The sequence below is a fragment of the Luteibacter yeojuensis genome (genome assembly GCF_000964085.1).
Lineage (GTDB): Bacteria > Pseudomonadota > Gammaproteobacteria > Xanthomonadales > Rhodanobacteraceae > Luteibacter > Luteibacter yeojuensis_A.
Genome location: NZ_JZRB01000013.1, coordinates 1 through 20,485 on the forward strand (window position 1 = coordinate 1; position 20,485 = coordinate 20,485).

25 protein-coding genes, 1 tRNA gene and 1 riboswitch are annotated in these 20,485 nt (G+C 68.0%); of the genes, 4 read left to right on the forward strand and 22 right to left on the reverse strand.

Annotation, left to right across the window (positions count from 1 at the left end):
* The 11 genes from VI08_RS06210 to VI08_RS06260 all read right to left on the reverse strand — a co-directional run.
* Nucleotides 1-1,314: retropepsin-like aspartic protease (locus VI08_RS06210; RefSeq protein WP_045828697.1), on the reverse strand; the 1,314-nt coding region annotated here is incomplete at its 3' end.
* A gap of 442 nt (nucleotides 1,315-1,756) precedes the next feature.
* Nucleotides 1,757-2,338 (reverse strand): nicotinamide riboside transporter PnuC, encoded by a 582-nt coding sequence (gene pnuC / locus VI08_RS06215; RefSeq protein WP_045828698.1) that lies wholly within the window; start codon nucleotides 2,336-2,338, stop codon nucleotides 1,757-1,759.
* Nucleotides 2,328-4,505: a TonB-dependent siderophore receptor gene (locus VI08_RS06220; protein WP_232309482.1), complete on the reverse strand. Its 2,178-nt coding sequence runs from the start codon at nucleotides 4,503-4,505 to the stop codon at nucleotides 2,328-2,330. The genes pnuC and VI08_RS06220 overlap by 11 nt, the downstream gene beginning before the upstream one ends.
* Nucleotides 4,506-4,573: 68 nt before the next feature.
* Nucleotides 4,574-4,669: riboswitch (TPP riboswitch) on the reverse strand.
* A 2-nt stretch (nucleotides 4,670-4,671) separates the two neighbouring features.
* Nucleotides 4,672-5,823 (reverse strand): phosphotransferase enzyme family protein, encoded by a 1,152-nt coding sequence (locus VI08_RS06225; RefSeq protein ID WP_045828700.1) that lies wholly within the window; start codon nucleotides 5,821-5,823, stop codon nucleotides 4,672-4,674.
* A gap of 19 nt (nucleotides 5,824-5,842) precedes the next feature.
* Nucleotides 5,843-6,580, reverse strand: coding sequence for a DNA-binding domain-containing protein (locus VI08_RS06230; RefSeq protein WP_045828701.1), 738 nt, complete (start codon nucleotides 6,578-6,580; stop codon nucleotides 5,843-5,845).
* Entirely contained in the window at nucleotides 6,577-7,416 is an 840-nt protein-coding gene (gene bufB / locus VI08_RS06235) for an MNIO family bufferin maturase (protein ID WP_045828702.1), read from the reverse strand. The genes VI08_RS06230 and bufB (VI08_RS06235) overlap by 4 nt, the downstream gene beginning before the upstream one ends.
* Before the next feature lie 61 nt (nucleotides 7,417-7,477).
* Nucleotides 7,478-7,747, reverse strand: coding sequence for a BufA2 family periplasmic bufferin-type metallophore (bufA2, locus tag VI08_RS06240; protein ID WP_045828703.1), 270 nt, complete (start codon nucleotides 7,745-7,747; stop codon nucleotides 7,478-7,480).
* An 81-nt stretch (nucleotides 7,748-7,828) separates the two neighbouring features.
* The gene (locus VI08_RS06245; RefSeq protein ID WP_045828704.1) at nucleotides 7,829-8,266 is read right to left on the reverse strand and encodes a DoxX family protein; all 438 of its coding nucleotides are present in this window, start codon (nucleotides 8,264-8,266) and stop codon (nucleotides 7,829-7,831) included.
* Between the two features lie 12 nt (nucleotides 8,267-8,278).
* Nucleotides 8,279-8,995, reverse strand: coding sequence for a DNA-binding domain-containing protein (locus VI08_RS06250; protein ID WP_052697717.1), 717 nt, complete (start codon nucleotides 8,993-8,995; stop codon nucleotides 8,279-8,281).
* Nucleotides 8,992-9,807 (reverse strand): MNIO family bufferin maturase, encoded by an 816-nt coding sequence (gene bufB, locus VI08_RS06255; RefSeq protein WP_045828705.1) that lies wholly within the window; start codon nucleotides 9,805-9,807, stop codon nucleotides 8,992-8,994. Before bufB (VI08_RS06255) ends, VI08_RS06250 begins: the two co-directional genes overlap by 4 nt.
* A gap of 6 nt (nucleotides 9,808-9,813) precedes the next feature.
* Complete coding sequence (locus tag VI08_RS06260; protein WP_045828706.1) at nucleotides 9,814-10,083, reverse strand: BufA1 family periplasmic bufferin-type metallophore; 270 nt, start codon at nucleotides 10,081-10,083, stop codon at nucleotides 9,814-9,816.
* A 142-nt stretch (nucleotides 10,084-10,225) separates the two neighbouring features.
* On the opposite strand from VI08_RS06260, the gene VI08_RS06265 reads away from it, so the two are divergent.
* The 3 genes from VI08_RS06265 (at nucleotide 10,226) to VI08_RS06275 (ending at nucleotide 12,532) form a co-directional block, all read left to right on the forward strand.
* Nucleotides 10,226-10,780, forward strand: coding sequence for a sigma-70 family RNA polymerase sigma factor (locus VI08_RS06265; RefSeq protein ID WP_045828707.1), 555 nt, complete (start codon nucleotides 10,226-10,228; stop codon nucleotides 10,778-10,780).
* Nucleotides 10,777-11,418 (forward strand): DUF1109 domain-containing protein, encoded by a 642-nt coding sequence (locus tag VI08_RS06270; RefSeq protein WP_045828708.1) that lies wholly within the window; start codon nucleotides 10,777-10,779, stop codon nucleotides 11,416-11,418. Before VI08_RS06265 ends, VI08_RS06270 begins: the two co-directional genes overlap by 4 nt.
* Nucleotides 11,419-11,566: 148 nt before the next feature.
* Entirely contained in the window at nucleotides 11,567-12,532 is a 966-nt protein-coding gene (locus tag VI08_RS06275) for an MASE1 domain-containing protein (protein ID WP_198148854.1), read from the forward strand.
* A gap of 54 nt (nucleotides 12,533-12,586) precedes the next feature.
* Here the strand turns inward: VI08_RS06275 and VI08_RS06280 are convergent, their stop codons facing one another.
* The 8 genes from VI08_RS06280 to VI08_RS06315 form a co-directional block, all read right to left on the reverse strand.
* Nucleotides 12,587-13,033, reverse strand: coding sequence for a hypothetical protein (locus VI08_RS06280; protein ID WP_045828710.1), 447 nt, complete (start codon nucleotides 13,031-13,033; stop codon nucleotides 12,587-12,589).
* Nucleotides 13,034-13,165: 132 nt separating this feature from the next.
* Nucleotides 13,166-13,462, reverse strand: a complete 297-nt coding sequence (locus VI08_RS06285; RefSeq protein WP_045828711.1) for a hypothetical protein — start codon at nucleotides 13,460-13,462, stop codon at nucleotides 13,166-13,168.
* Nucleotides 13,459-13,782, reverse strand: a complete 324-nt coding sequence (locus tag VI08_RS06290; protein ID WP_045828712.1) for a hypothetical protein — start codon at nucleotides 13,780-13,782, stop codon at nucleotides 13,459-13,461. The genes VI08_RS06285 and VI08_RS06290 overlap by 4 nt, the downstream gene beginning before the upstream one ends.
* 10 nt (nucleotides 13,783-13,792) lie before the next feature.
* A complete protein-coding gene (locus VI08_RS06295) occupies nucleotides 13,793-14,143 on the reverse strand; it encodes a hypothetical protein (protein ID WP_157006379.1) in 351 nt (116 codons plus the stop codon).
* 316 nt (nucleotides 14,144-14,459) lie between these two features.
* On the reverse strand, nucleotides 14,460-14,717 hold the full coding sequence (locus VI08_RS06300) for a hypothetical protein (RefSeq protein ID WP_045828714.1): 258 nt from the start codon (nucleotides 14,715-14,717) through the stop codon (nucleotides 14,460-14,462).
* A 59-nt stretch (nucleotides 14,718-14,776) separates the two neighbouring features.
* Nucleotides 14,777-15,370 carry a DUF2589 domain-containing protein gene (locus VI08_RS06305; RefSeq protein ID WP_045828715.1) on the reverse strand — a complete coding sequence of 198 codons (594 nt, stop codon included), beginning with the start codon at nucleotides 15,368-15,370 and terminating at the stop codon, nucleotides 14,777-14,779.
* 68 nt (nucleotides 15,371-15,438) lie between these two features.
* Complete coding sequence (locus VI08_RS06310) at nucleotides 15,439-15,936, reverse strand: DUF2589 domain-containing protein (RefSeq protein WP_045828758.1); 498 nt, start codon at nucleotides 15,934-15,936, stop codon at nucleotides 15,439-15,441.
* Between the two features lie 125 nt (nucleotides 15,937-16,061).
* A complete protein-coding gene (locus VI08_RS06315; RefSeq protein ID WP_084621306.1) occupies nucleotides 16,062-16,757 on the reverse strand; it encodes a response regulator in 696 nt (231 codons plus the stop codon).
* Between the two features lie 132 nt (nucleotides 16,758-16,889).
* On the opposite strand from VI08_RS06315, the gene VI08_RS20755 reads away from it, so the two are divergent.
* Nucleotides 16,890-17,483, forward strand: coding sequence for a winged helix-turn-helix domain-containing protein (locus VI08_RS20755; RefSeq protein WP_084621308.1), 594 nt, complete (start codon nucleotides 16,890-16,892; stop codon nucleotides 17,481-17,483).
* On the opposite strand, the gene VI08_RS06325 is transcribed toward VI08_RS20755, so the two are convergent.
* The 3 genes from VI08_RS06325 to rpsI form a co-directional block, all read right to left on the reverse strand.
* Nucleotides 17,444-19,822, reverse strand: coding sequence for an HsdM family class I SAM-dependent methyltransferase (locus VI08_RS06325; RefSeq protein ID WP_084621309.1), 2,379 nt, complete (start codon nucleotides 19,820-19,822; stop codon nucleotides 17,444-17,446). The genes VI08_RS20755 and VI08_RS06325 overlap by 40 nt on opposite strands.
* 141 nt (nucleotides 19,823-19,963) lie before the next feature.
* Nucleotides 19,964-20,037 (reverse strand) — tRNA-Gln (locus VI08_RS06330).
* A gap of 51 nt (nucleotides 20,038-20,088) precedes the next feature.
* Complete coding sequence (gene rpsI, locus VI08_RS06335; RefSeq protein WP_045828716.1) at nucleotides 20,089-20,481, reverse strand: 30S ribosomal protein S9; 393 nt, start codon at nucleotides 20,479-20,481, stop codon at nucleotides 20,089-20,091.
* Nucleotides 20,482-20,485: the final 4 nt, after the last annotated feature.

The following is a 20,485-nucleotide window of genomic DNA, read 5'->3' on the forward strand; positions in this document are numbered from 1 at the left end:
ACCCACGCCACCCCCACCCGCCAGCGCGTAGCCCTTGCGGTAGCGCGCCGCCAGGCCCTCGCGCTCCGCCCATTGCGGGAACACCAGCAACGTGCCGCTGTTGCCCGTGTCGATGCCGAAGATGCCGCGCCTGCCATCGAGCGCGCCCTCCACCACGGGCATATCGAACGTGAAACGCAGGGGTATCCGCTCGCCCTGCAACGGCAGGTGCTTCTGCAGATCGAACGGCACGAGGCCGAGCTGGCCGCGGTCGTAGTCGAACGTGACCACGAAGCGCTCGAAGACCTCCAGGCCCAGGATGCCGGCGATCGGTTCGCGCTCGCCACGGTCGGCGAAGCTGAAACCGAAGGGCATGACGAGGAAGGTCTGGTCGCGCAACTCGGCGTTGCCGAGCGCCAGCGATTTCACAGGCGCGTAGGTGATCGCCATGGAGCCGGGCCCCGACCCCGTGCTTACGCCCTTGCCTTGCCCCTTGATGCCAAGCGCCTTGGCCGTCGTTTCGGTGAGGATGGCATGGCCCCCGGTATCGAGGATGAAGGGCATCGGTTTCGATCCATTGATCGATGCCTCCACCAGCAGTGCGCCACCTTCGAGCAGCAGGGGGGTGTTCGCGCCCTTCGCACCGTTGCGCATCGTGACGTCGCCGGGGAGTAGCGGCGGCCTTGCCAGCGCCTTCGCCATCGCGGGCCCCGCTGGTGTGTCGTAGCGGGTGATGCGGATGCTCTCGCGGCTGTCCTCGGTGCCGCTATCGGTCTTCGCCAGCGTCTCCATGCGGTAAGGCAGCGCCGCGCCGTTCGTGTCGCGGTAATCCGCGTAATCACGTGTCACCGTGAGGAACGACACGCGCCAGGTCGCCCGGACCAGGTGCCCGGTTGTCTGGTCGAACCACAGCGTGGCCTCCCGGCCGCCGGGCGGCGTCGCCACGGTGCGGCGCAGGTCCATGCCACGCTCGCGCGTCACGACGGATGGCCCCATCACGGCGCTATCGGGGTCCAGCCACCCAAAGCCGAGCAGCCAGGCCTCGGTGACCGCCACGGTCTTCGCCTCGGCCGAATCGAAGGGATGCAACGCACCCGAGACATCCTGGTGCCATCGGCCGGCGGCGTCGGCGCCATCGGCATAGCGGCGGGCCGGGTGCGCGACGCTGACGCGCCATGCGCCGGCGCGGGGGTCGACGGCCTCGGTCCAGGTGCTTTCGAGGCCCTCGCTCACCAGCGTTCCGTTGGCCACGAACGCGGCGGGCCGGGTGGCCTCCGCGGCAAGCGCGCCGCATGCGGCGGCAACGAGGGACAGGAACAGCAGGATCCGATGCATGGGGCACGCCTCCGCCTGGGTTCCCCGGCATTCTAGGCGCCCCGCGATGCGCCGCCATCATCCGTTAGGACGGGGGTGCCTCAGGGCTTCGTTCATGGGAACACCCTACGCAACGTTGGCCACGCCCGATGCCAGCGGATTCGAGAGAACGCTGCGGAATCGGCACACGGCCGCCAGGTGCTCCCGCGCCTCGGGAGAAAGCCACCCAAGCAATTCCACCATCGCGCGGTGTCGCTCATACAGGTCGGGGCGCTGGACGATCGGCAATCGGTGCCATATCTGGACTTCCCGCTGTGCTCCCCTCCTCACACGCTCGACGTGAGTGATGGGCCCCGGGGTATCTTTTTGCGAAAGAGAATTCTAGGCACGCCGCCCTGGGCGGTAAGCCGGCTAATGCTTCAAGCCATGTGCGCCTGCGGCGCTACGTCATGTCAGGGAAAACTCACCCTGTGAGTTCTACCGCGCGCTCGCGCCGCCACGCGCGCCAGCCAAAGGCAGCAAGTACCACGAAGCCCGCATAAAGCACCGCCGTGATGGGCAGGGACTTGTACACATACTCGCCCACGTAGATCACGTCGACGGCGATCCAAAGCCACCACGCCGCGGCGTGCCGCCGTGCCTGCCACCATTGCGCTACCAGGCTGAACGATGTCAGCGCAGCGTCGAGCCACGGAAGCGATGCATCGGTCCACCGATGCATGGCGTAGCCGAGCGCCAGCGCGGCCGCCGTGCCGACCGCCAGATGCAGCGTGGCGCTTCGCGTGCCCAGTGCCGCTACGCGCACATGGCCACTGCCATCGAGGTTACGCATCCACCGGTGCCAGCCATAAACGATGAGCAGCGCGAACACCACCTGCAGCAGCGTATCGGAGTACAGCTTTGCGTCCACGAAGATCCACGCGTACGCCACCACCGATACCAGGCCCACGGGCCAGCACCACGGGCTGCGCCGCGCGGTCAGCCACACACCCGCCGCGCTGACCAGCGCGGCGGCTAGCTCGAAGAACGAGAGTTCAAAGTTCATAGGTCATCGACAGGCGGGCGAGCCGCGGCATGCCGGGGAACAGGTAGCTGTCACCGCCGGATGAGCCGGTATCGCGCCAGTAGAAGTGGTTGAAGACGTTGTCGACGCTGAGGCGCCAAGTCATGGCGTGGCCGCCCACGGTGGTGGCGAAGCGAAGGCCTGCATCGAACACATGGTACGCCGGCACGCGCGTGGCACCATCGGGCGTGGCCACGTTGCTGCTGGCGTAGCGCCAGCCGCCCAGCACGGCAAGGCCCTGCGCGAACGGCAGGCTGTAGTCGGCGTACACGGCGGTGCGATAGCGTGGCACGTTGACCACCTGGTGGCCCTCGTACGCGGCCGTGCCGGTGTTGTCCGCACGCGCACGGATGACATTGGCGCTGGCGGTGAGGCGCAGGTTCTCGGTGACACGGCCGGCGAGGTTCACTTCCACGCCGGTATGCACTTCCTGGCCACGCTGGACGAACGTGAAGCCGGCCTCCGTGTCATCGGGCTGGGCAAACTGGTAGGGCTGGCTGATGCGGTAGACCGCAGCCTGCACATCCAGCGCATCGTTGACCGCATATTTCGCACCGGCTTCGAGCTGGCGCGAATGCAGGGGCGGCAAGGTGGTGCCATCGTTCGATGTCCAGTACGGCGCGGCGCGGCCCAGCGCGAGCCCTTCGCCGTAGCTCACGTACGTGGTCAGCGCGGTGGCCGGCTGCCACAGCACGGCGGCTTGCGGCAGCGTCTTCGTCATGCGCGTATCGCGCTCGAGCACGCCCGTGTCGTCATAGGCACGCTCGTGCAGCTTCACGAAACGCGCGCCGGCAAGCACCTGCCAGGTATCTGACAGGTGCACCCGATCGATCGCGAACAGCGTGCGCTGCCAGCTGGTGAGCCGGCGGGCGGATGGCCCCGGCTGGTTCGGCGATGGGGCGAACACGGGCACCACCGGGTCGTCGATGTTCGCCGTGCCCACGTAGTCGTATACGTCCGGCCGCTGGTCGACCGTGCGCCGGAACGACGTGGCACCCACGTTGAGCTCGTGGTCGATGGCGCCCGTGGCGAACGCACCGGTGAGCGAGGCGCGCACCTCGTCGTTCTGGCGGGTGTCGTCGGGGCTGCGGTAATCGTAGACGTCGTAATCGCCGTTTGGGGCGAAGAAATACCCTGGCGTGGCACCGCTGGCGCACGACGGGGCATAGAAGCAGCCATACGCGAATGCGACGTTGTCGTCGATCACCGTGTGGCTGTGGCCGGCGGACAACTGCATGTTCCACTGGTCGGTGAAACGGTAGTTGAAGCGCAGCGATGTGTTGCTGGAATCGATGCCGACGGGGCGCTGCCACGGCTGGTAGCCCAGCAGGCGCGTGCGGCTCGCGTGGCTGGGAATGGTCGTGCCGCCCAGCAGCTGGTAGCCCGATGCCGAACGCCCGCCGCTGGTCTGGTAGTCCGTATCCAGCAGCAGCGTGGCCTTGTCGGTGATCTTCCAGTCCGCGGCGAGGGAAAGGAAGCTGCGGCGTGCATCGGTATGCTCCACCACGCCGTGGGTTTCTTCATGCGCGGCGTTGACGCGCATGCCGAACGTCGGCGTGAACCATGTGCCGAGGTCGAGGGCTTCGTACGCCGAGCCGTGCGAATCGGTACCTAGCGTGACCTCATGGACCTCCGCGGGCCGCTTGCTCACGTAGTTCACCAGGCCACCCGGCTCGACGACGCCCGCCTCGAGGCCGCCCAGGCCTTTCAGCACTTCGACCCGCGCCTTGCCCTCCAGCGCCAGCAACTGCTCCGCCGACATGATCATGCCGTTGAAACGGAAGCCCGTGGCCAGGTCGAGGGGGAAGCCACGGATCGATACGTCCTGGTAGTAGCCTGCCGGCGCGTAGTTGTCGTTGATGGCGGCATCGCCGCGAACCAGTTCGCTGAGGGAACGCGGCTGGCGGTCATCGATCTGCGCGCGGGTGATCACCGTGATGGCGGCCGGCGTGTCGTGCAGCGGTGCGCTGCCAAAGCTCCCGAAGGTATCGAGCTGCGAGTCGGCGGCGCGGTAGCCTTCGCTGGTGGTGGCGCGCACGTCGATGGACGGCAGCGTGCGGGCCTGCTGCGGCGCGTCGTCCGCGGCGCGCACGGCGGGGGCGAGGGCGAGCAGCAAGGCCAGGGCGATCGGGGTACGGTTCACGGTCATCTTCGTCATTGGGGGCATGGACGAAGCGACGGCGGCCACGGGGCCGCCACCCAGGGAGACGGACGACGACCGTGGCTCTGCAAGCTCCCTACGCCGGTACTAACCGGGTCAGGTTCCAAGGGACTCTCTCAGCCCGGCAACGCCAGGCACCCCCGCTTCAAGACCCCTATTGAACCACGAAACCGCGGCGCGCGTGTCGAATCGTGGCCAGGAAGGCCTGGCCATGTGGCGTGGCGAACCAGGCGGCATGGCCGTGCAGGAAGGTATGCCATGCCACGTCGGCGTGGTCGCCACGGCGGGTGACCCCCTCGAAATACTCCACTTCCGAGAGGGCGAAATCGACGTGGACCAGGGGCAGCAGGCTCGCGATGGCGCGCAGGTCGTCGTCGCCGAGCGGCCGCACGGCGTGGTACCCGGCCAGCAGCGCGCAGGCCAGGTCGCCACGGCCGATGTCACCACGTGCGATATCGAGCCAGGCGATGGCATTGCGCTCGATCGCCGTCGCGATGTCGAACCACGCGAACGTGGCTGCGCACAGCCCGGCGTCGAGGACCTCGGTGATGGCCGCATCGTCGGTGGCATCGCTCCAGCACAGGTTGGAGACGTGCCAGTCGCCGTGCGTCCAGAGGCGCGGTGGCTCGCCGATGGCGTCACGCATCGCGGCGTGCCATGGCGCCAGCGTGGCGTGCAGCGCCGCGTGCCAGTCGCGTGCGCGGAGGTAGGTGGCGAGCGCCGGGCGCTCGTCGAGCTGTGCTTCCAGCGCGGCGACGGGATCGCGCGCGCCCAGTATCTCGGCGCGGGCGACAAGGATATGCGTGCCGCGCTGGGGGGCGTCGAAGCCCTCGGCTGCGAGGTGCAACCGCGCAAGCATGGCACCCGCGGCTTCGGCATGCTGGCGCCCGCCGACTGGCGACCACGAGAACGCGTCGCGGTAGATATCCTGCCCGCGGGCGAGCGCGTGCACCTCATAAACCCAATCGCCCTCGGTGAACACGGTATGGCCAGCCGCGTCGGCGTAAGGCGCGGGCATGGGCACCCCGCCCGCGCGCAGGTGCGCCGCGTACGCGTGCTCCTCGGCCAGCGTGGCCACCGAACGCACGGCCACATGGTGGCGTTTGACGAACACCACCCCCGTGGTGGTTTCGACCAGCGCGGCGGCCGACAGCGGGCGCGGCGAGCGCCATGGCATGCCGCGGAAGCCCCCCGCGCCGACAACGCGTTCGAGCACCGGCGCCACCTCGCTGGCGGCCAGCGGTGGCCAGTCTGGCGGTAGTTCATCGCCGGCAAGGCCATGCGCGAGGTGGGCGTCGTCGATCATCGCGCCAGTGTAGCCCGCGTCAGCCGTCGACGAGGCCCTGCACGATGCCATCGTCGACCCAGCTGCGCAGCAACGCGCCGGCCTGCCGCGCGGCGGTGTCGGGTTCGTGCAGGCGGGTCAGCGCTTCGCACATCTCGCCAAATGTGGCGCCGGCCAGCGCCAGGTCGAGGCAGGTGCATTCCGGCGCCAGCATGCTGGTGAAGCGCGGGGAGAAATCACGCCGCCATACACGCACGCCGGCGTCCACGTCGAAGACCTCCGCGGCGGGCGGCATGGACTCGTTGTTGAGCGCATGCCATATCGCCGTGGCGTTGGTGCGTGTCCAGCGGAACCGCAGCGTGGGCACGAAGCGGAAGCCCGTGGCCTCCCAATCCGCCGAGACGAGGCCATCGACGCCGATCGGCTCGGCGTCCGCGCCAGAGAACGCGCGGCGCAGGTGCCAGTCGAGCCAGGCAAGCTCCGCGATCTCGGGGTCGGCGGGGTAATGCGTGTCGAGCGACTCGATGAAGCTTTCGCCGTAGGCATCGAGTGTCCACGACGCGGGCGGCGTCGAGGCGACATAGGATTCCGCCAGCTCGTCGAAGACGCCATCGCCCAGCCACAAGCGTGTCTTCGCATACGTGTCGCGCAACGACGACACGAGTTGCGAACGGTAGTTGTTGGTGTAGACCGCCATGCCGCGACCATCGAGGCCGCTGATCGCGGGGGCACCCCGCAGCGTGGCGGCGAAACGTTCCTGGAGATCGCGCAGGTTCATGCGGCCCTCCGCGATAGCGCCATGATGGCGCGGGCATGGTCCAGTTCGGCGAGCAGCTCCGCCAGCGGCGGGATATGGTCGTCGCGCTCGATCATCACGGCGACGGGCCCGAGGCGCGCGGCGAAGCGGGCGAACAGGGCCCAGACGGGGTCGGGCACGGGGGCGTCGTGGGTATCCACCAGCATTTCGCGGCCCTGGCTGTGGCCGGCGAGGTGCACCTGGCGCACGCGCTCGAGCGGCAGCCTGTCCACCCACGCGGCGGGGTCGAGTCCATGGTTGGTGGCGCTGACGAAGATATTGTTCACGTCGAGCAGAAGGTAACACCCTGTTTGTTTACAAAGTGCGTCGAGGAACACGGCCTCGTCGAAGCCCGGCTCGGCCATGTGCAGGTACGTGGAGGGGTTTTCGAGCACCAGCGGCCTGCCGAGGATATCCTGCGCCTGGCGGACGTTCGCCGCGACCACGGCGAGAGCCTCCTCGGTGTAGGGCAGCGGCAGCAGGTCGTGGCTCTGGAAGCCGCCCACGGCTGTCCAGCAGAGGTGGTCGGAGACCCACAGCGGCTCGATGCGATCGGCAAGCCCGCGCAGGCGGCGCAGGTAGTCGGGATCCACGCCGTCGGTGGAACCGATGTTCATGGAGACGCCGTGCAGCGCCACCGGGTGGCGTTCACGGACGCGGGCGAGGATATCGAGCGGGCGCCCGCCCTCTACCATGAAGTTTTCCGAGATCACCTCGACGAAGTCGACGGGCTGCGTCGTGGAGATGAAGTCGGCGTAGTGAGGCACCCGCAGGCCAAGCCCGAAACCACCGAACGAGGGCAAGCCAGCCTGGGTCATGGAAGGGCTCCGGGTGCATGCCCGGCCGCACGCTGCGGCCGGGCGGGATCATGATGCCAGCTTATTTCGCGGGCGGCGTGGTGCTGCCGCCCTGGGCCGTGCATTCGCTGGCCGAGACGGCCTTGAAGCCCTGGCCCTTGCAATCGTTCTGGCCCTTGCACGCGTGGTTGCCCGACTTGCAGTCGGAGGTGCCCTTGCAGCTGTTGATGCCGTAACAGTGCACGGTCTTGCCGGCGGGCTGCTCGGCCGCCTGGGCGGGTGCGCTGATGGCGGCGACGGAAACGGCGAACAGGGCGGCTGCGGCGGCGACGCTGTGGGTGGCGGTATTCATCGGGGTTCTCCAGGTGGTGGTGCCATGGGTGGCTTGGGTAAGTTCGCCGCGGGTGGCGCGGCGGTTACAACGCACGAACAACTAGCGGATGCGCAGCGCGTGGTCGAGCGACACGCGGCCGCCACCGCGCGCGATGAGGTATAGCAGGATCGCGGCCCACGAAAGGTGCGTTGGCCACGCATCCGGATACACGAAGATCTCGATGATCGTGGTCATGCCCAGCAACACGGCCGCGGACAGGCGCGTGGCCAGGCCCAGCACCAACAACATGGGCACGAACGTTTCGACGTATGCGGCCATGTGCGCCGCGACCACGGGGGGCACGAGGGGCAAGCGGTATTCGTCCATGAACAACTGGTAGGTGCTGTCGGTGAGGGTCAGGAAACCCTCGACCTTGGTCCGGCCTGACTGGAAGAAAATGGCGGCGATGGCGACGCGCGCGACGAGCGCAAGGACGTCGTGCGTCACGCATTGCTCGATGCGCTCGGCGAGGCTGTTCCAGCGGCTACGCAGGGGCATGGTCGGGTTCCTTCAGGCAAGGGCCAGCGCGCCGGCGCCGAGGGCGGCCGCGATGGCGTGGTCGATGGGAAACGTGGGGAAGGCTTCGCACGCGTGGTCAGCGGCGGCGGCCAGCGGTTGGCCCGCGCCGCATGCCTCGAGGAAGCACAGGGTGGCGGGTGGCACGGGGGTAGCCAAGGGCTGGCTGCCCGGGCGCGTGAGCAGGATCGCTTCGGGCAGCCACGCGAGGTTGCGTGGGGCGACGCCATCGCGACTTGCCTGCCACAGGCTTGCGACGGGGAACGCGGAGGCCACCCAGCGCGTCGCGGGGTGGAGCCGCCAGCGGCGGCGGCCCTCCCAGGCGTCCAGCCAGGCATGGGCATCCAGCGGCTCGGCATCCGCCGCATCGTGGCACGCCGACCACGCGAGGTCGGTGTGTGCCACGTCAACGAGGTAAGGCATGTCGCCGTGCGTCGGCAGGCTTGCAAGGAACGCGGGAAAGCCTTGGCCGTAGCGCGCCATCCGTGCATCCACGGGCGGGGACGCCTCGGCGAAATGCGCGGCGGCAGAGCGGAACCACGCCGCGCCGACCAGCGTGGCCACCGCCGGGAAGTTGGCTTCCAGCGCGTCGATGCAGCCCCGGCGCACCGTATTGCGATACACGTGGAAGCCGTCGTCATGCGCGCCCTCGCATGCACTGGCAAGCAAGGCGTCGGTGAAGGCCGCCTGGAAGGCGCCCAGCGTGCTCACGCGGCCGCCGCTGATATAGCGAGCGCATGCTCGCGCTCGGCAAGCAGCTCGCCGAACGCTGGCACGTTGCCGTCCCGCTCCAGCAGCGTCGGCCGAGGGCCGGTGAGTCGCAGCAGGTCGGCGAACAGCGCCCATACGGGGGCTGCCACCGGTGCGTCATGCGAATCGACGAGCAGGCCCGTCGCGTCCGTGGCATGGCCCGCCAGGTGGACTTCGCGCACCGCGTGCAACGGAAGTGAGCCTAGCCACGCGCGTGCATCGGTGCCGAGGTTGTGCGCGCTCACGTGGATATTGTTGACGTCGAGCAACAGCCCGCAGCCCGTGCGGCGCACCAGCTCGGCGAAGAACTCCCCTTCGCTGTAATCGTGCCCGTCGATCGGCATGTAGTGCGTCGGGTTTTCAACGGCGATGGTGATGCCCAGCGCATCCTGCGTGCGGCCGATGTTATCCGCGACACGCTGCAAGGCCGCGTGTGAGCGCGGGAACGGCAGCAGGTCGGGAAGGTAGGTGCCGCGGCGCGTGGACCAGGCCAGGTGCTCGGACACCAGCACTGGCTGGACGCGATCGACCATGGCACGCAGGCGCGCCAGGTGCGCCGCATCGGGTGGCTCATCCGCGGCGAGCGACAGCGACACGCCATGCAGTGAAAGCGGGTAAGCCCCGGCCAGCGCGTCGAGCAACGCGAGGCGCGGGCCGCCATCCACCATGTAGTTCTCCGGGTGGATCTCGAGCCATAACCCGGGCACGGCCTGGCCAAGCGCCGCTTCCGCGTGCGCGGGCTTGAAGCCAAGGCCGATGCCGGGCGCGGCCATGCGGGTTCAGCCCACCTTCGTCAGCGAGCCGTGGCCCTTCGGGGTCACGATGGAGGTGCAGGTGCCCGCCGGCACGTTCTTCCACGCGTTCTTCTGGTAATCGGCCTTGGCCGTGCCTGCGCACGTGGTCCCGGGGCCGGCGGCACAATCGTTCTGGCCCGCCTTGGCGACGCCCCAGCATTTCTCGACGGCGGGCTTCTTCGCCTCGTCGGCATGGGCTGCGCCGGCGACGAGCGCCGCGACGGCGAGGGCAAGGGATGCGGCGGTACGGTTCATGGTCTCTCCTTCGGGTGCCGGGCCCTGTGCCCGGGGTCGAAGGGGGATTCGCCGTGGCGCCACGTGCGGTTACAGTCGGCGCACACGGAATTTTTTTCATCCCCGCTGTAACCGGGGCCACCGCGCGCGCGAACTGGTAGACATGAGTGCCCTTGCCGCCGAACACGACCTGCGCACGCGCTTCATCGCTGGCTTGCGCGGCGATGCGGGCGCGTACAGGCAATTCCTGGACGACCTGGCGGGTTACCTGCGCGGGTGGTTGCGGCGGCGCCTGCCGCGCGCCCACGCCGACGTGGAAGACATCCTCCAGGAAACCCTGCTGGCCATCCACAATGCCAGGCATACCTACCGCGAGGACCAGCCGCTCACCGCGTGGGTCCACGCCATCGTTCGATACAAGCTCATGGATTACTTCCGCGCCCACGCACGCCGCGAGGCGCTGCACGACCCCCTCGCCGACGACGGCCACCAGGTGTTCGTCGACGCCGAAACCGAACCCGCCGATGCCCGGCGCGATGTCGGCCGCCTGCTCGAAGCCCTGCCCGACCGCCACCGCCTGCCCATCGTGTTCGTGAAGTTGCAGGGCCTGTCCGTGGCCGAAGCGGCACGCCGTTGCGGCATCTCCGAATCCGCCGTCAAGGTCGGCGTCCACCGCGGCCTCAAGGCACTGGCCGCCAGCATCCGGGAGGCCTCGTGAAGACCGACGACCTCATCAGCCTGCTCGCCACTGAAACGCCCGCGGTGGATCGCCGGGTACCTTCGCGACGCTTCGCCGCCGCCGTGCTGGTGGGCCTGGGTGCGGCCCTGCTCCTCATGGTGGCCGGCCTGGGCCTGCGCCCCGACCTCGGCCAGGCGATTCGCCTGCCCATGTTCTGGCTACGCCTCGCCTACCCCGTCGCCATCGCGGCCACCGCGTTCCTCGTCGTGCTGCGGCTGGCCCGGCCCGGTGCGCACGTCGGCGTGCGCTGGGTGGCGCTGGGCGCCGCGCCGCTGGGCGCCCTCGCGGCCATGGCTTGCGTACTCGCCGGCGCGCCCGAGGGCACGCGCATCGCGATGTGGCTTGGGCATACGTGGAAGGTGTGCCCCGTGTTGATCGCCGTGCTGTCGGCGCCCACGTTCGCCGCCATGCTGTGGGCCGTGCGTGGCATGGCGCCCGTGCGCCCGCGGCTCGCCGGCGCCGCCACGGGGCTGTTCGCGGGGGCCGTCGCCACCACGGCGTATTGCCTGCATTGCCCCGAGATGGCCCCGCCTTTCTGGGCGTTCTGGTATCTCGTTGGCATGCTGCTACCCACCGCGCTGGGTGCGCTGGCGGGGCCTCGCTGGTTGCGCTGGTAAACGCCGCACTGACCCATCCGCAATTCTGGCAAATTTGAGTAATCCTCCTGTATTCGCTCGTCTGGATGCCGCTATATCATTTATCCAGAAAGCGTCAGCTGTAACGGGACTTCATCCCCGTGCGGCGAGAATCAGTCGAGGGCGGCCCGTGGGCAAGGCAAACAAGGATCCGTTGGCGTGGGGCCGGTACCTTGCGGTCGCGGCCGCGTATGCCGCGTGTTACGAGCTCACGCGCAATATTTCGTTCTCGCATTGGCTGCTGCCCGCCGGCCTTCGCCTTGCGTGCCTGCTGCTGGTGCCGCGCCGCTTCTGGCCCGCGCTGGCCGTCGGCGAAACCCTGCCTATCGCTGAAATGGCGCTGCTGCACGCGCATCTCTACGGCACCGTGTGGGCCATCGCGGCGTCGGTGCCACCCATTCTCTTCTGCATGCCCGCCTTCGCCTGGCTGCGCCGCCGCTTCGCCGTCGTGGCCAGCGACGGCACGCTGAACATCGGGGTTATCCTCGCGGCAACGCTGGTGTGCGCCATCGTGAACACGGCGGATAACGCCCTTGTGCTCTCGCTCGTGGAACTGGGCGACGGCACGCCCGCACCCGTGCCCACGGTGCCGGTGCTGCTCGCGTGGGTCCTCGGTGCCTACCTCGGCGCCCTGACGCTCACCCCCGTGATCCTCGCCATCCGCGAGCGCATCGCCGCATTGCCCGGCGGCGTCGTCACGTGGCGCACGGTGAAGGAAAGCCCGCTGCTTCGCGATGCGCTGCTATTCGCGGTGCCGTGCCTTGCGCTGCTGCTGCTCGTCGCCGACGGCACCGATGATGGCGACAGCCTGCTTACCTGGATACGCGTCGCCATGGCCGTGCCGGTGGTGGCGCTGACCCTGCGCCACGGCTGGCACGGCGCGGCGGTGGGCGGCATGCTGGCCAGCGTGGCCCAGGCCAGCACCTCGTTCCAGTTGCAGGACCCGGCCATGATCCGCTCGCAGGCCGTGCTGGCCTTCGTGGCTTCCACCGCGTTGATCTTCGGGGTGCGCGTGGCCCAGCGCGTCGCCGCGGCGCAACGCGCCGCGCGTGCCGGCATGCCCGTGCCCGCGCCAGCGCCCGTGCGCCGCCACTGAAAACGCGGGGTGCCGGGCCATCACCCGGCACCCCGCGATGGCGGTGCGTTCAACTCATGGCCCGCGCGTGGAGCACTCCAGCGGGTTCTTGCACTCCACCGGTGCCGCCGCCACGCGCATGCTGCCGTTGGGCTGGGGTGCTACGAACACCTGCACCGCATCGTCCTTGTAGACGGTTTCGCCTACCGAACTGACAGGCGCGGCCATCGGCTCGTCGGGCGTCGCCACGTTTGCCGCGTCCACGCCGACGGGTGAGCCCAGCAGGCTCGTGGGCGTTCGCACGACGGCGGCACGGACGTTACCTCCTGCGTCGTTCACCTGGATGTATTTCAGGCTGCCGCGCTGGAACACGTAGACATGGTAGTTGGGGCTGGTGCTGACATCGGTGGCATTGGGCCAGGACTGGCCGAGGCCCGTGATGGCGGTCTGCGCGTGCGCCGCGCCGACACCGAGGGTTGCGACGGATAACGCAAGGACAAGCGAGCGGAGCGAGCTGGACATGGCGGAATCCCCATATGGGTGCTTGCCAGGCGCGCCACCCCACGTGGCGGTTGCCGGCCTGCCGACTCTCCCGCAATGGCCCGGGCCCAAGGGGCCCGGGTGCCGATTCCGCACAGTGATGCCGCGGGCCATTCAGGGACACGTCGATTCCCGGGGCGCGCGGTGGAGGCGTACCGCCCAGCGCAGCAGCAGCGAGGCCACGCCGACATCCACCAGGACTTCGCTCGGCCACACATCGCCGTAGAAGAAGCCATCCAGCGCCGCCAGCATGCCGTAGATCCCAATGGTGTTGACGCATGCGCCCGCCACGATGGCCGCGCAACACACGCGGGCTGCCCGTGATAGCTGCCGGTCGGTCACGAGCCAGCCCGCGGTAAGCGTGACGAGGCCACAGGCCGCGAGGTCGACGACGAGAAGCCCGCCACTCACTTGCCACCTCCCGCGATGCGCTGGATGAAACGCTCGGCAAGGCCTTCGCCGTGCCGGTCGAGCAGGTGCTGCGCGATCACCGTCACCTTGAGGCCAAACGCGCCGACAAGGAACGCGACGCCTGCCTGCACCTCCGGCAGGGCGTCGGGCAGGAACTGGCGCAGGAACGCGGGGGCCAGGAACACGGCGATGAGCGTACCGCACACCACTTGAACCATGGCGCGGCGGCGTGAGCCCGAATCGCTCATCGCGACCGGGAGGACGGCGCCGCCCACGGCGGCGAGCAATAGCCAGAAACGGGCAAGCAACAAGGTATCCATGGCACGCTCCTCATGGGCCCGGCGTGGCCGACAGCACGCCTTCCCAGGTACGGCCCGCCCGCACGAAGGTGACGCGCACGCCACCACCCGCCCTCGCCATGCGCATCTCGCCAGGGTACAGGCCCTGGCAAAACGGGCCGCCGTTCGGCGGCGGGTTGAACGTCAGGCGTGTTTCGTTGCCGTCCTCCACGAGTACCTCGGCAGGTATGTGGCATTTGTGCGGCTCGCCGATCGCCATGCGCAATGCGTCGCCGCGGCGCGTGATGGATGTGCGCACCAAGGCATCACCCGATGCCAGGGTGCCCGTCCACTGCCCCTCCATGCCCGCCAGTAACATGATCGCCAACATTCCGTGTGACATACCGCTCTCCTTCATTCGGGGATGGCATCCCCGTCGGCACGACGGCGACGCCGTCGATGGATAACCGCGGTACCCAGCCGTCATCGGCTGCGCACCGCACGTTGATTCGCCGCACGGCGTGCCGGCGGGGCCACGTGAACCCGGGGCGCCCCGGCACGACGTGCCATGCACCGTCGACATAGCGTGTCGTCGCATCGAAAGCGAAGCACAATGCCTCGATCGAGGCGGCCCGCCGTGTCGCCGCCCGCCGCATGGCCCCGGCCACGACCTCCAGCTTCGCCACGAGCGTGGCAAGCGGCAGACTGGCGCTGCGCACTTATTCAGTGACCCACGCAGGCTTGCGCGTGAACGCCACGTGGTAACAGATCCACTGCAGCACGACCTGGTGCTCGCCCACCTGCAGGATGGTGAAGCTTTTCTCCGTCGCGAGCAGGTGCCCGCGCGGCGAATCGTTGAGGCACCGGTTCAGCAGGGCGCGCGCTTCTTCGATCTGTGCTTCGGCAGCCATCTGGTTCGGGTTGCTGCTACCAACCACGATGCGTTTGACGAAGCGGGTATCGGTGAGTTCGAACATGGGCCACTCCTTGGGTGTCGTGGCGCGGCGGGCCGCGCCACGACGGTGGGCTGCGCGCGTTACGGCGTCGGCGTCGGTGCCGGCGTCGATGCCGCGGTGGTCTTCGGCACGACGGCCGTCTGCAGGATATCCATGACGCGTGCGAGGCCTTCGGGCATGCCCGTGTCACGCGCCTGGACGTTCACGTGGTACTTCGCCGAGTTATCCGACGTCCGCGTGTTCTCCTTGTGCGTGCTGACCGACCCCGAGACCGCCACCTTCGCCCCGAAGCCGCCCCACGAGGCACTGAAATCGGTCTTGGAGTCCACGGCGTTCTTGTCGTTCGTGGATGTCTTCACCTCCATGTCGAACGTGATGTTGACGTCCTCGACGGCCAGGGTCGGCACCTTGACGATGGCCAGCAGCGGTACGCTCATCGACACCTGCTCTTCCTTCCACGTACCATCGTCCTGCTGCACGGGGCGCATGAACTTGAAGTCGGAGGTGCGCGATTTATCCGTTGCGACGCCGTTGGCATCGTGCTCGAAGCCCACCTTGTTGATGAAGTCGGCCGTGGACTGCGCGAGCCGCACCTGTGCTTCGCACGCCGCCATCAGCGGTGCGCCTACCAGGTCGCCCATGGGCAGGCCGCGGAATTGGTCGGAAATAGTCATCACATCACTCCTTGCGTATGGACATCGACCCTGTACACCTCATGTGCGCAGGGGTTCGGCCGGTGTGTTCAGTCACCTGGCCTGAACGTCTGGAAGACCCCTTGGGTCATCGCTAATTGGTTGGTAAGCCGCGCCAGGCCATCGGTCGGCTCGGTGCCTTCGACGCGCAGCTTCACCTGCACCTTGCCTGCACCGCCTTCGCCGCGGCGAGCATGGGTGTCGAGGGCGACCGAGCGCCTGCGCAGCCTGGAAAGGAAAGCCCAGCGATCACCGAAGCCGCCCGGTGACGCCCCGGCGTCGGCATCGTCGTCGCCCGGCTCGAAGAAAGCACCCAGTTCGGCGTCGAACTCGATCTCCACGTCCCTGATGCGCAACGAGGTGCTCGGCACGAGGGGCAGCAGGGGAACGCGGTAGAGGTCTTCGTCGTTCTCCGTGGCGCCGGGTTGCATGGAAGGCATGCGTATCACCACGCTCTTGGGCCGGTTGTCGTCGTCGAAGTATTCGCCCAGGTGGGCGACCTGGGCTTGCTCTATCCGTGCCTGCGCTTCGACCACGGCACCTGCCATGGCTTCGATCAGGCCCTCGAGCGGTGCTGTTCCCGTCACGCGATCTCCTTGTTCATGTGTTGCTCCGTGGGGTCACTATCGCGCGCCCGCCGACGCCTGGGTATCGGCGATCGCCTGATTCGGTGTCACTGGCCAAGCGTGACCCAGCCCTCGCGCAGCGCGTGGCGTGTCACGTCGGCGATGCTTTCGCCGTCGAGTTTCGAGAGGATGTGCTCGCGGTGGGTCCCCACCGTTTTCATGCTTATGTGCAGGGTTTCGGCGATCTGCCGCGTCGAGAGGCCCTTGGCGTAGAGCGTCGCCACTTCACGTTCGCGGTTCGACAAGGCGGGTGCCGATGCACGGCGGCCATCGTCGTCGAGCAGTGCGTGGGCCAGCCCGGGGCTAACGTGGTACCGCGCCGACAGCACGTTGTCTATGCCGTCGATGAGGTGGGCGAACGTGCAGCGTTTCAGGACGTAACCGTGTGCACCCGCGTCGAAAGCAGCCCGCACGCACGGCCTGTCGCCGTGCTCGGCGAGGCACAGCATGCGCGTGGACGGGCAATGCGCCGCGACGTGCCGTACCGCCTCTGCACCCGTGAAACCGGGCATCGCATCGTTGAACACCAGCAAGTCGGGCTGCGTGTCGACGCAAAGGCGCAGGCAAGCGTGCCCATCGCCTGTTGTTCCCACCACGTCGAAACGCGGCTGGGCCGCGAGCAATGCGGCAAGGCCCTCGCGCATCAGGGCCTGGTCGTCCGCGAGCACCACGCGGACCGGATACGGTGCACCGTGTGACAGAATGCCGCCCGCCCGGCGGCTGTTCGTAGCGTTCCCTTGCATCCCACTGCTCCTCGGTTGCTTGAGAAGCTAACGTCGGCGAGGAAAATTCTCACGTCCTTCCGGCAACCTTACGGAATGACTATTTTTCGTTGAATCAAAGCGTTGCCTGAACAGGCGCGCGCTGCTGGCCGCATGCAGGACCCACTCACCTCTTCTCTTTTTCTCATTGGTGACTGGGTCGTGGATGTCCGCCGCCGTGAAATCACGCGCAGCGGGCTCACGCGCGTGCTTGAGCCGCGCCACATCGACGTGCTGTGCGCACTCGCAAGGCGCGCGGATGGCGTGGTCAGCACGACTGAGCTACTCGATGTGTGCTGGCAAGGCGGCTACTTCGGCGATAACCCCGTGCACAAAGCCGTGGCGATGTTGCGCAGGGCCCTGGGTGACGATGCCAAGGTGCCGCGGTATATCGCCACGGTGCGCAAGCGCGGCTATCGGCTGGTCGCACGGGTGCGTGCGCATCGCGCCGTCGGCGAGCGGCTGGAGCGGGCGATCATCCGCTGGGGGCACTCAGGCAAGTTCCAGCGACGCGTGCGCGCCCTCGGGCCCGTCGACGAGCGGGACTGGCATGTGCTGGTGGCCGTGCTGCTGCGCGTGGCGTCGTCGCTGGTGGAACGGGGCGCCTATGCCGATGCCCTTGGCACGATGGACGACGCCCGCGGCTGGCTGCTGCGGCTGGGGCCGGGTCAGTCGACGAAGAACGCCTGCGTTTCGCCGTCGACATAGCCGGCCAATGCGGCAAGCACCACCCGCCGGGTGTGCGCAAGGCGCGCCTCGACCCAGGCTTCCAGTACCGGATCACCCGGCAGGGCGAACGCCGCGATGCGCGCCGGGGTGAGCTTGCGGCCATAGGAGAAGCGCCATTTCTCTTCATGCAGGCACGCCGCGGCAATGACGAGCATGGCTTCGCTCATGGGCTTGCGCGGCAGCAGCACCAGGCAATCGTCGTTGACGGCGCACGGCTCGAACTGCACGAAGGCCTCGCCAATGCTGCCGGTCTGCGCCACGGTGACGAAGGGTGGCCGCATGGCCTGGCCGAATTCCAGCCAGCCATAGCAGCCGTTGTAGGCCTCGGTGGGTGAGATGACGAGTGTCTCGCCGTCGGCGATGCCATCGCGGCTGTGCAGCTCCTTCATGCCATAGACGATGTCGAAGGCGTCGCCGATGCTTCCGGGCCGCGCCGCATCGCTCAGCGCCCTGGCGTTGTCTTTCTTCGCCTGCGAAATGAGGCCACGGTAATCGGCCATGCGCAGCGCGCCCTGGCGTACCTGCTCGCGCTGTACGGTGACTTCGCGCGCGTAGCGGATGTAGAACGACGCGAGGCGGCGCAGGTGGACGTCCACGGCCTCCTGCACTTCCTCGCGGCTAGGGGGCGCGGAATCGACGTAGGCACCCGCGGCCCACTCGCGCTCGCCCGAGACCTTGCCCAGGCCCGAGAACCCGGGGATGGCCTGCTTGTTGACGATGGCATCCACCGCCTTCGGGATGTGGTTGGGCTCCGTCGGGCGCTCGACGCGGATGCCCTTGCGCAGCGTCAGCCCATCGTGGTGCAGGCGCACGAACACGGTTGCGACGCCCGGATCGTGCTTCACGCCCTTCTCGAGCAGCACCACCGACGTGGTAGCCGAGGCGTAGGGCTGGAACAGTTCATCGGGCAGCTGGCATACCGCCAGCAGGCGGTTGTGCTTCAGGATCTTCTGCCGCCACGCGCCCTTGCTCTTTTTCACGATGAGGCTGGTCGGCAGCACCACGGCGAGCTTGCCACGCTGCTTGAGCGCATCGAGCGCACGGTCGACGAAATCCTCCGACGGCGTATCGGAGGCCTTGTGCGGGAACGGCGGGTTCATCAGCACGACGTCCACCTCGCCCTCGGGGAAATCCGGCGCGGTGAAGCAGTCTTCCTGGTGGATCCGCGTGGCCCCATCGCCGCGCAGGATCATGTTGGCGACGCACAGGGCCGCCGTGACCGGCTCGGTCTCGAAACCGTACAACTGCTTGCGCGCCACCTTGACCATCTCGGCGCGGCTGAGCTCGTGCGCGCGTAGCAGGCGGTCCATGGCGGCAACGAGGAAGCCGCCCGTGCCGCAGGCCGGGTCGAGCACGTGGTCGCGCGGGCCCACTTCGCATACATCGGCCATGAACTGGGCGATGTGGCGGGGCGTGAAATACTGCCCGATGGTGTTGCCGCCGGTGTAGCGGAAGAAGGTTTCGTAGAGCTGGCCGAGGTAGTCGTGCTCGGCCGTCAGCACGCTGACGTTGAGCTTTTCGAGGATGCGTGCGATCTCGACCGCGCGCGTGGCCAGCTTCGCGTTCGCCTCTTCCACGTGCAGGCTGCGGCCGAGCGCGGGCTTGCCCGCTTTCTCAAACGCGCGCAGGCACTCGGCGTTGATGTCGGCGAGGATGTGATCCTCGTCGCGCCGGATGCGGCCCTTGGAGCTGGCCAGCGCCAGCATGATGGCGGCCACCACCGCAGGGCGGAACTCATCCTTGATCTTGGCCTCGCGCAGCAGGCGGTTGATCTCCTCCGCGCGGCGCGCCAGCACCTCGGGCGGCGGGATGGTGGGGCGTAGCTCCGGCCGGCCGTGCGGCGAGGCAATACGTTCGAGATCGGCGCGGTTGGGGATCCACGACACCGGCTTGCCACCATAGGTGACGATGGCCCACTCACCATCGGCGAAGCGCGATACACGCAGCTCGAAGCTATCGTCGGACGTGCCGGCAAGGCCGATGGCCAGCGGCGCGTAGCCCTTGCGCTGGAACCGCTCCGCGTAGTGCTGCGCTTCGCGCAACGCCTTGCCATGTTCGCTGCTGAATTTCTTCGCCTCGATGACAGCGAGCACTTTCTCGCTCACCTTGTCGACCAGCAGGGCTTCCGGGTAACCGCTGCCGGTGCCGGTCTTGCTGGCCTGCTTAAGCGCTTTTTCGATGAGGGGGTAGGCCGCGTACTCGTTCTGCAGAAGGACATCGCCCACCGGTGGCTTCCGCGGGTTCCACCCCTGGGCGCTGAGCAGCTCGTCGAGCAACTTCTCGCTGCGCCGTTCGGAGATTCCCTTGGACTTGCTCATCACGACTCCGCTGCCGTCCGCTGCGCGGCAGGAACTAGATACGGTAGGGGGCGGATGTCGCAGATCGCGAGATTACCCGGGCGCCCATGATAGCCGAGCGCAAAAAGAAAGGGCCTTGATTGCTCAAGGCCCTTTCCGGTTTGGCTGGGAGACTAGGATTCGAACCTAGATAAACGGAGTCAGAGTCCGTTGTCCTACCGTTAGACGATCTCCCAAAAACCTGTTCGAAGCGCTCTGACCGTCGTGCTTCGAAGTGTAGCGCGTGATTAGCGCTTGGAGAACTGGGTAGCGCGGCGGGCCTTGTGGAGACCGACCTTCTTACGCTCGACTTCGCGGGCATCGCGGGTCATGAAACCCGCCTTGCGCAGCGGCGACTTCAGCGCTTCGTCGTACTCGACGAGGGCGCGGGCGATGCCGAGGCGGATGGCGCCGGCCTGGCCGGTGATACCACCGCCGGCGACCGTGACCATGATGTCGAACTTCTCGCTGTTCTCGGTCAGCTCAAGCGGCTGGCGAACGATCATGCGCGAGGTTTCGCGACCGAAGAAGACGTCGAGCGGCTTGCCGTTGACGACGATGCCGCCGGTGCCCTTGCGGAGGAACACGCGAGCTGCCGAGGTCTTGCGACGGCCGGTGCCGTAATTCTGCTGGATAGCCATGGCG

Coding starts and splice junctions, on each gene's coding strand:
- VI08_RS06280 (WP_045828710.1), bottom strand. CDS start 13,033: ATGTCCAGCTCGCTCCGCTCGCTTGTCCTTGCGTTATCCGTCGCAACC.
- VI08_RS06325 (WP_084621309.1), bottom strand. CDS start 19,822: ATGAGCAAGTCCAAGGGAATCTCCGAACGGCGCAGCGAGAAGTTGCTC.
- VI08_RS06290 (WP_045828712.1), bottom strand. CDS start 13,782: ATGGATACCTTGTTGCTTGCCCGTTTCTGGCTATTGCTCGCCGCCGTG.
- VI08_RS06295 (WP_157006379.1), bottom strand. CDS start 14,143: ATGTCACACGGAATGTTGGCGATCATGTTACTGGCGGGCATGGAGGGG.
- VI08_RS06305 (WP_045828715.1), bottom strand. CDS start 15,370: ATGACTATTTCCGACCAATTCCGCGGCCTGCCCATGGGCGACCTGGTA.
- bufA2 (WP_045828703.1), bottom strand. CDS start 7,747: ATGAATACCGCCACCCACAGCGTCGCCGCCGCAGCCGCCCTGTTCGCC.
- VI08_RS06260 (WP_045828706.1), bottom strand. CDS start 10,083: ATGAACCGTACCGCCGCATCCCTTGCCCTCGCCGTCGCGGCGCTCGTC.
- bufB (WP_045828705.1), bottom strand. CDS start 9,807: ATGGCCGCGCCCGGCATCGGCCTTGGCTTCAAGCCCGCGCACGCGGAA.
- VI08_RS06225 (WP_045828700.1), bottom strand. CDS start 5,823: ATGATCGACGACGCCCACCTCGCGCATGGCCTTGCCGGCGATGAACTA.
- pnuC (WP_045828698.1), bottom strand. CDS start 2,338: ATGAACTTTGAACTCTCGTTCTTCGAGCTAGCCGCCGCGCTGGTCAGC.
- VI08_RS06230 (WP_045828701.1), bottom strand. CDS start 6,580: ATGAACCTGCGCGATCTCCAGGAACGTTTCGCCGCCACGCTGCGGGGT.
- VI08_RS06300 (WP_045828714.1), bottom strand. CDS start 14,717: ATGTTCGAACTCACCGATACCCGCTTCGTCAAACGCATCGTGGTTGGT.
- VI08_RS06315 (WP_084621306.1), bottom strand. CDS start 16,757: ATGCAAGGGAACGCTACGAACAGCCGCCGGGCGGGCGGCATTCTGTCA.
- VI08_RS06245 (WP_045828704.1), bottom strand. CDS start 8,266: ATGCCCCTGCGTAGCCGCTGGAACAGCCTCGCCGAGCGCATCGAGCAA.
- VI08_RS06220 (WP_232309482.1), bottom strand. CDS start 4,505: ATGACCGTGAACCGTACCCCGATCGCCCTGGCCTTGCTGCTCGCCCTC.
- bufB (WP_045828702.1), bottom strand. CDS start 7,416: ATGACCCAGGCTGGCTTGCCCTCGTTCGGTGGTTTCGGGCTTGGCCTG.
- VI08_RS06310 (WP_045828758.1), bottom strand. CDS start 15,936: ATGGCAGGTGCCGTGGTCGAAGCGCAGGCACGGATAGAGCAAGCCCAG.
- rpsI (WP_045828716.1), bottom strand. CDS start 20,481: ATGGCTATCCAGCAGAATTACGGCACCGGCCGTCGCAAGACCTCGGCA.
- VI08_RS20755 (WP_084621308.1), top strand. CDS start 16,890: ATGCAGGACCCACTCACCTCTTCTCTTTTTCTCATTGGTGACTGGGTC.
- VI08_RS06265 (WP_045828707.1), top strand. CDS start 10,226: ATGAGTGCCCTTGCCGCCGAACACGACCTGCGCACGCGCTTCATCGCT.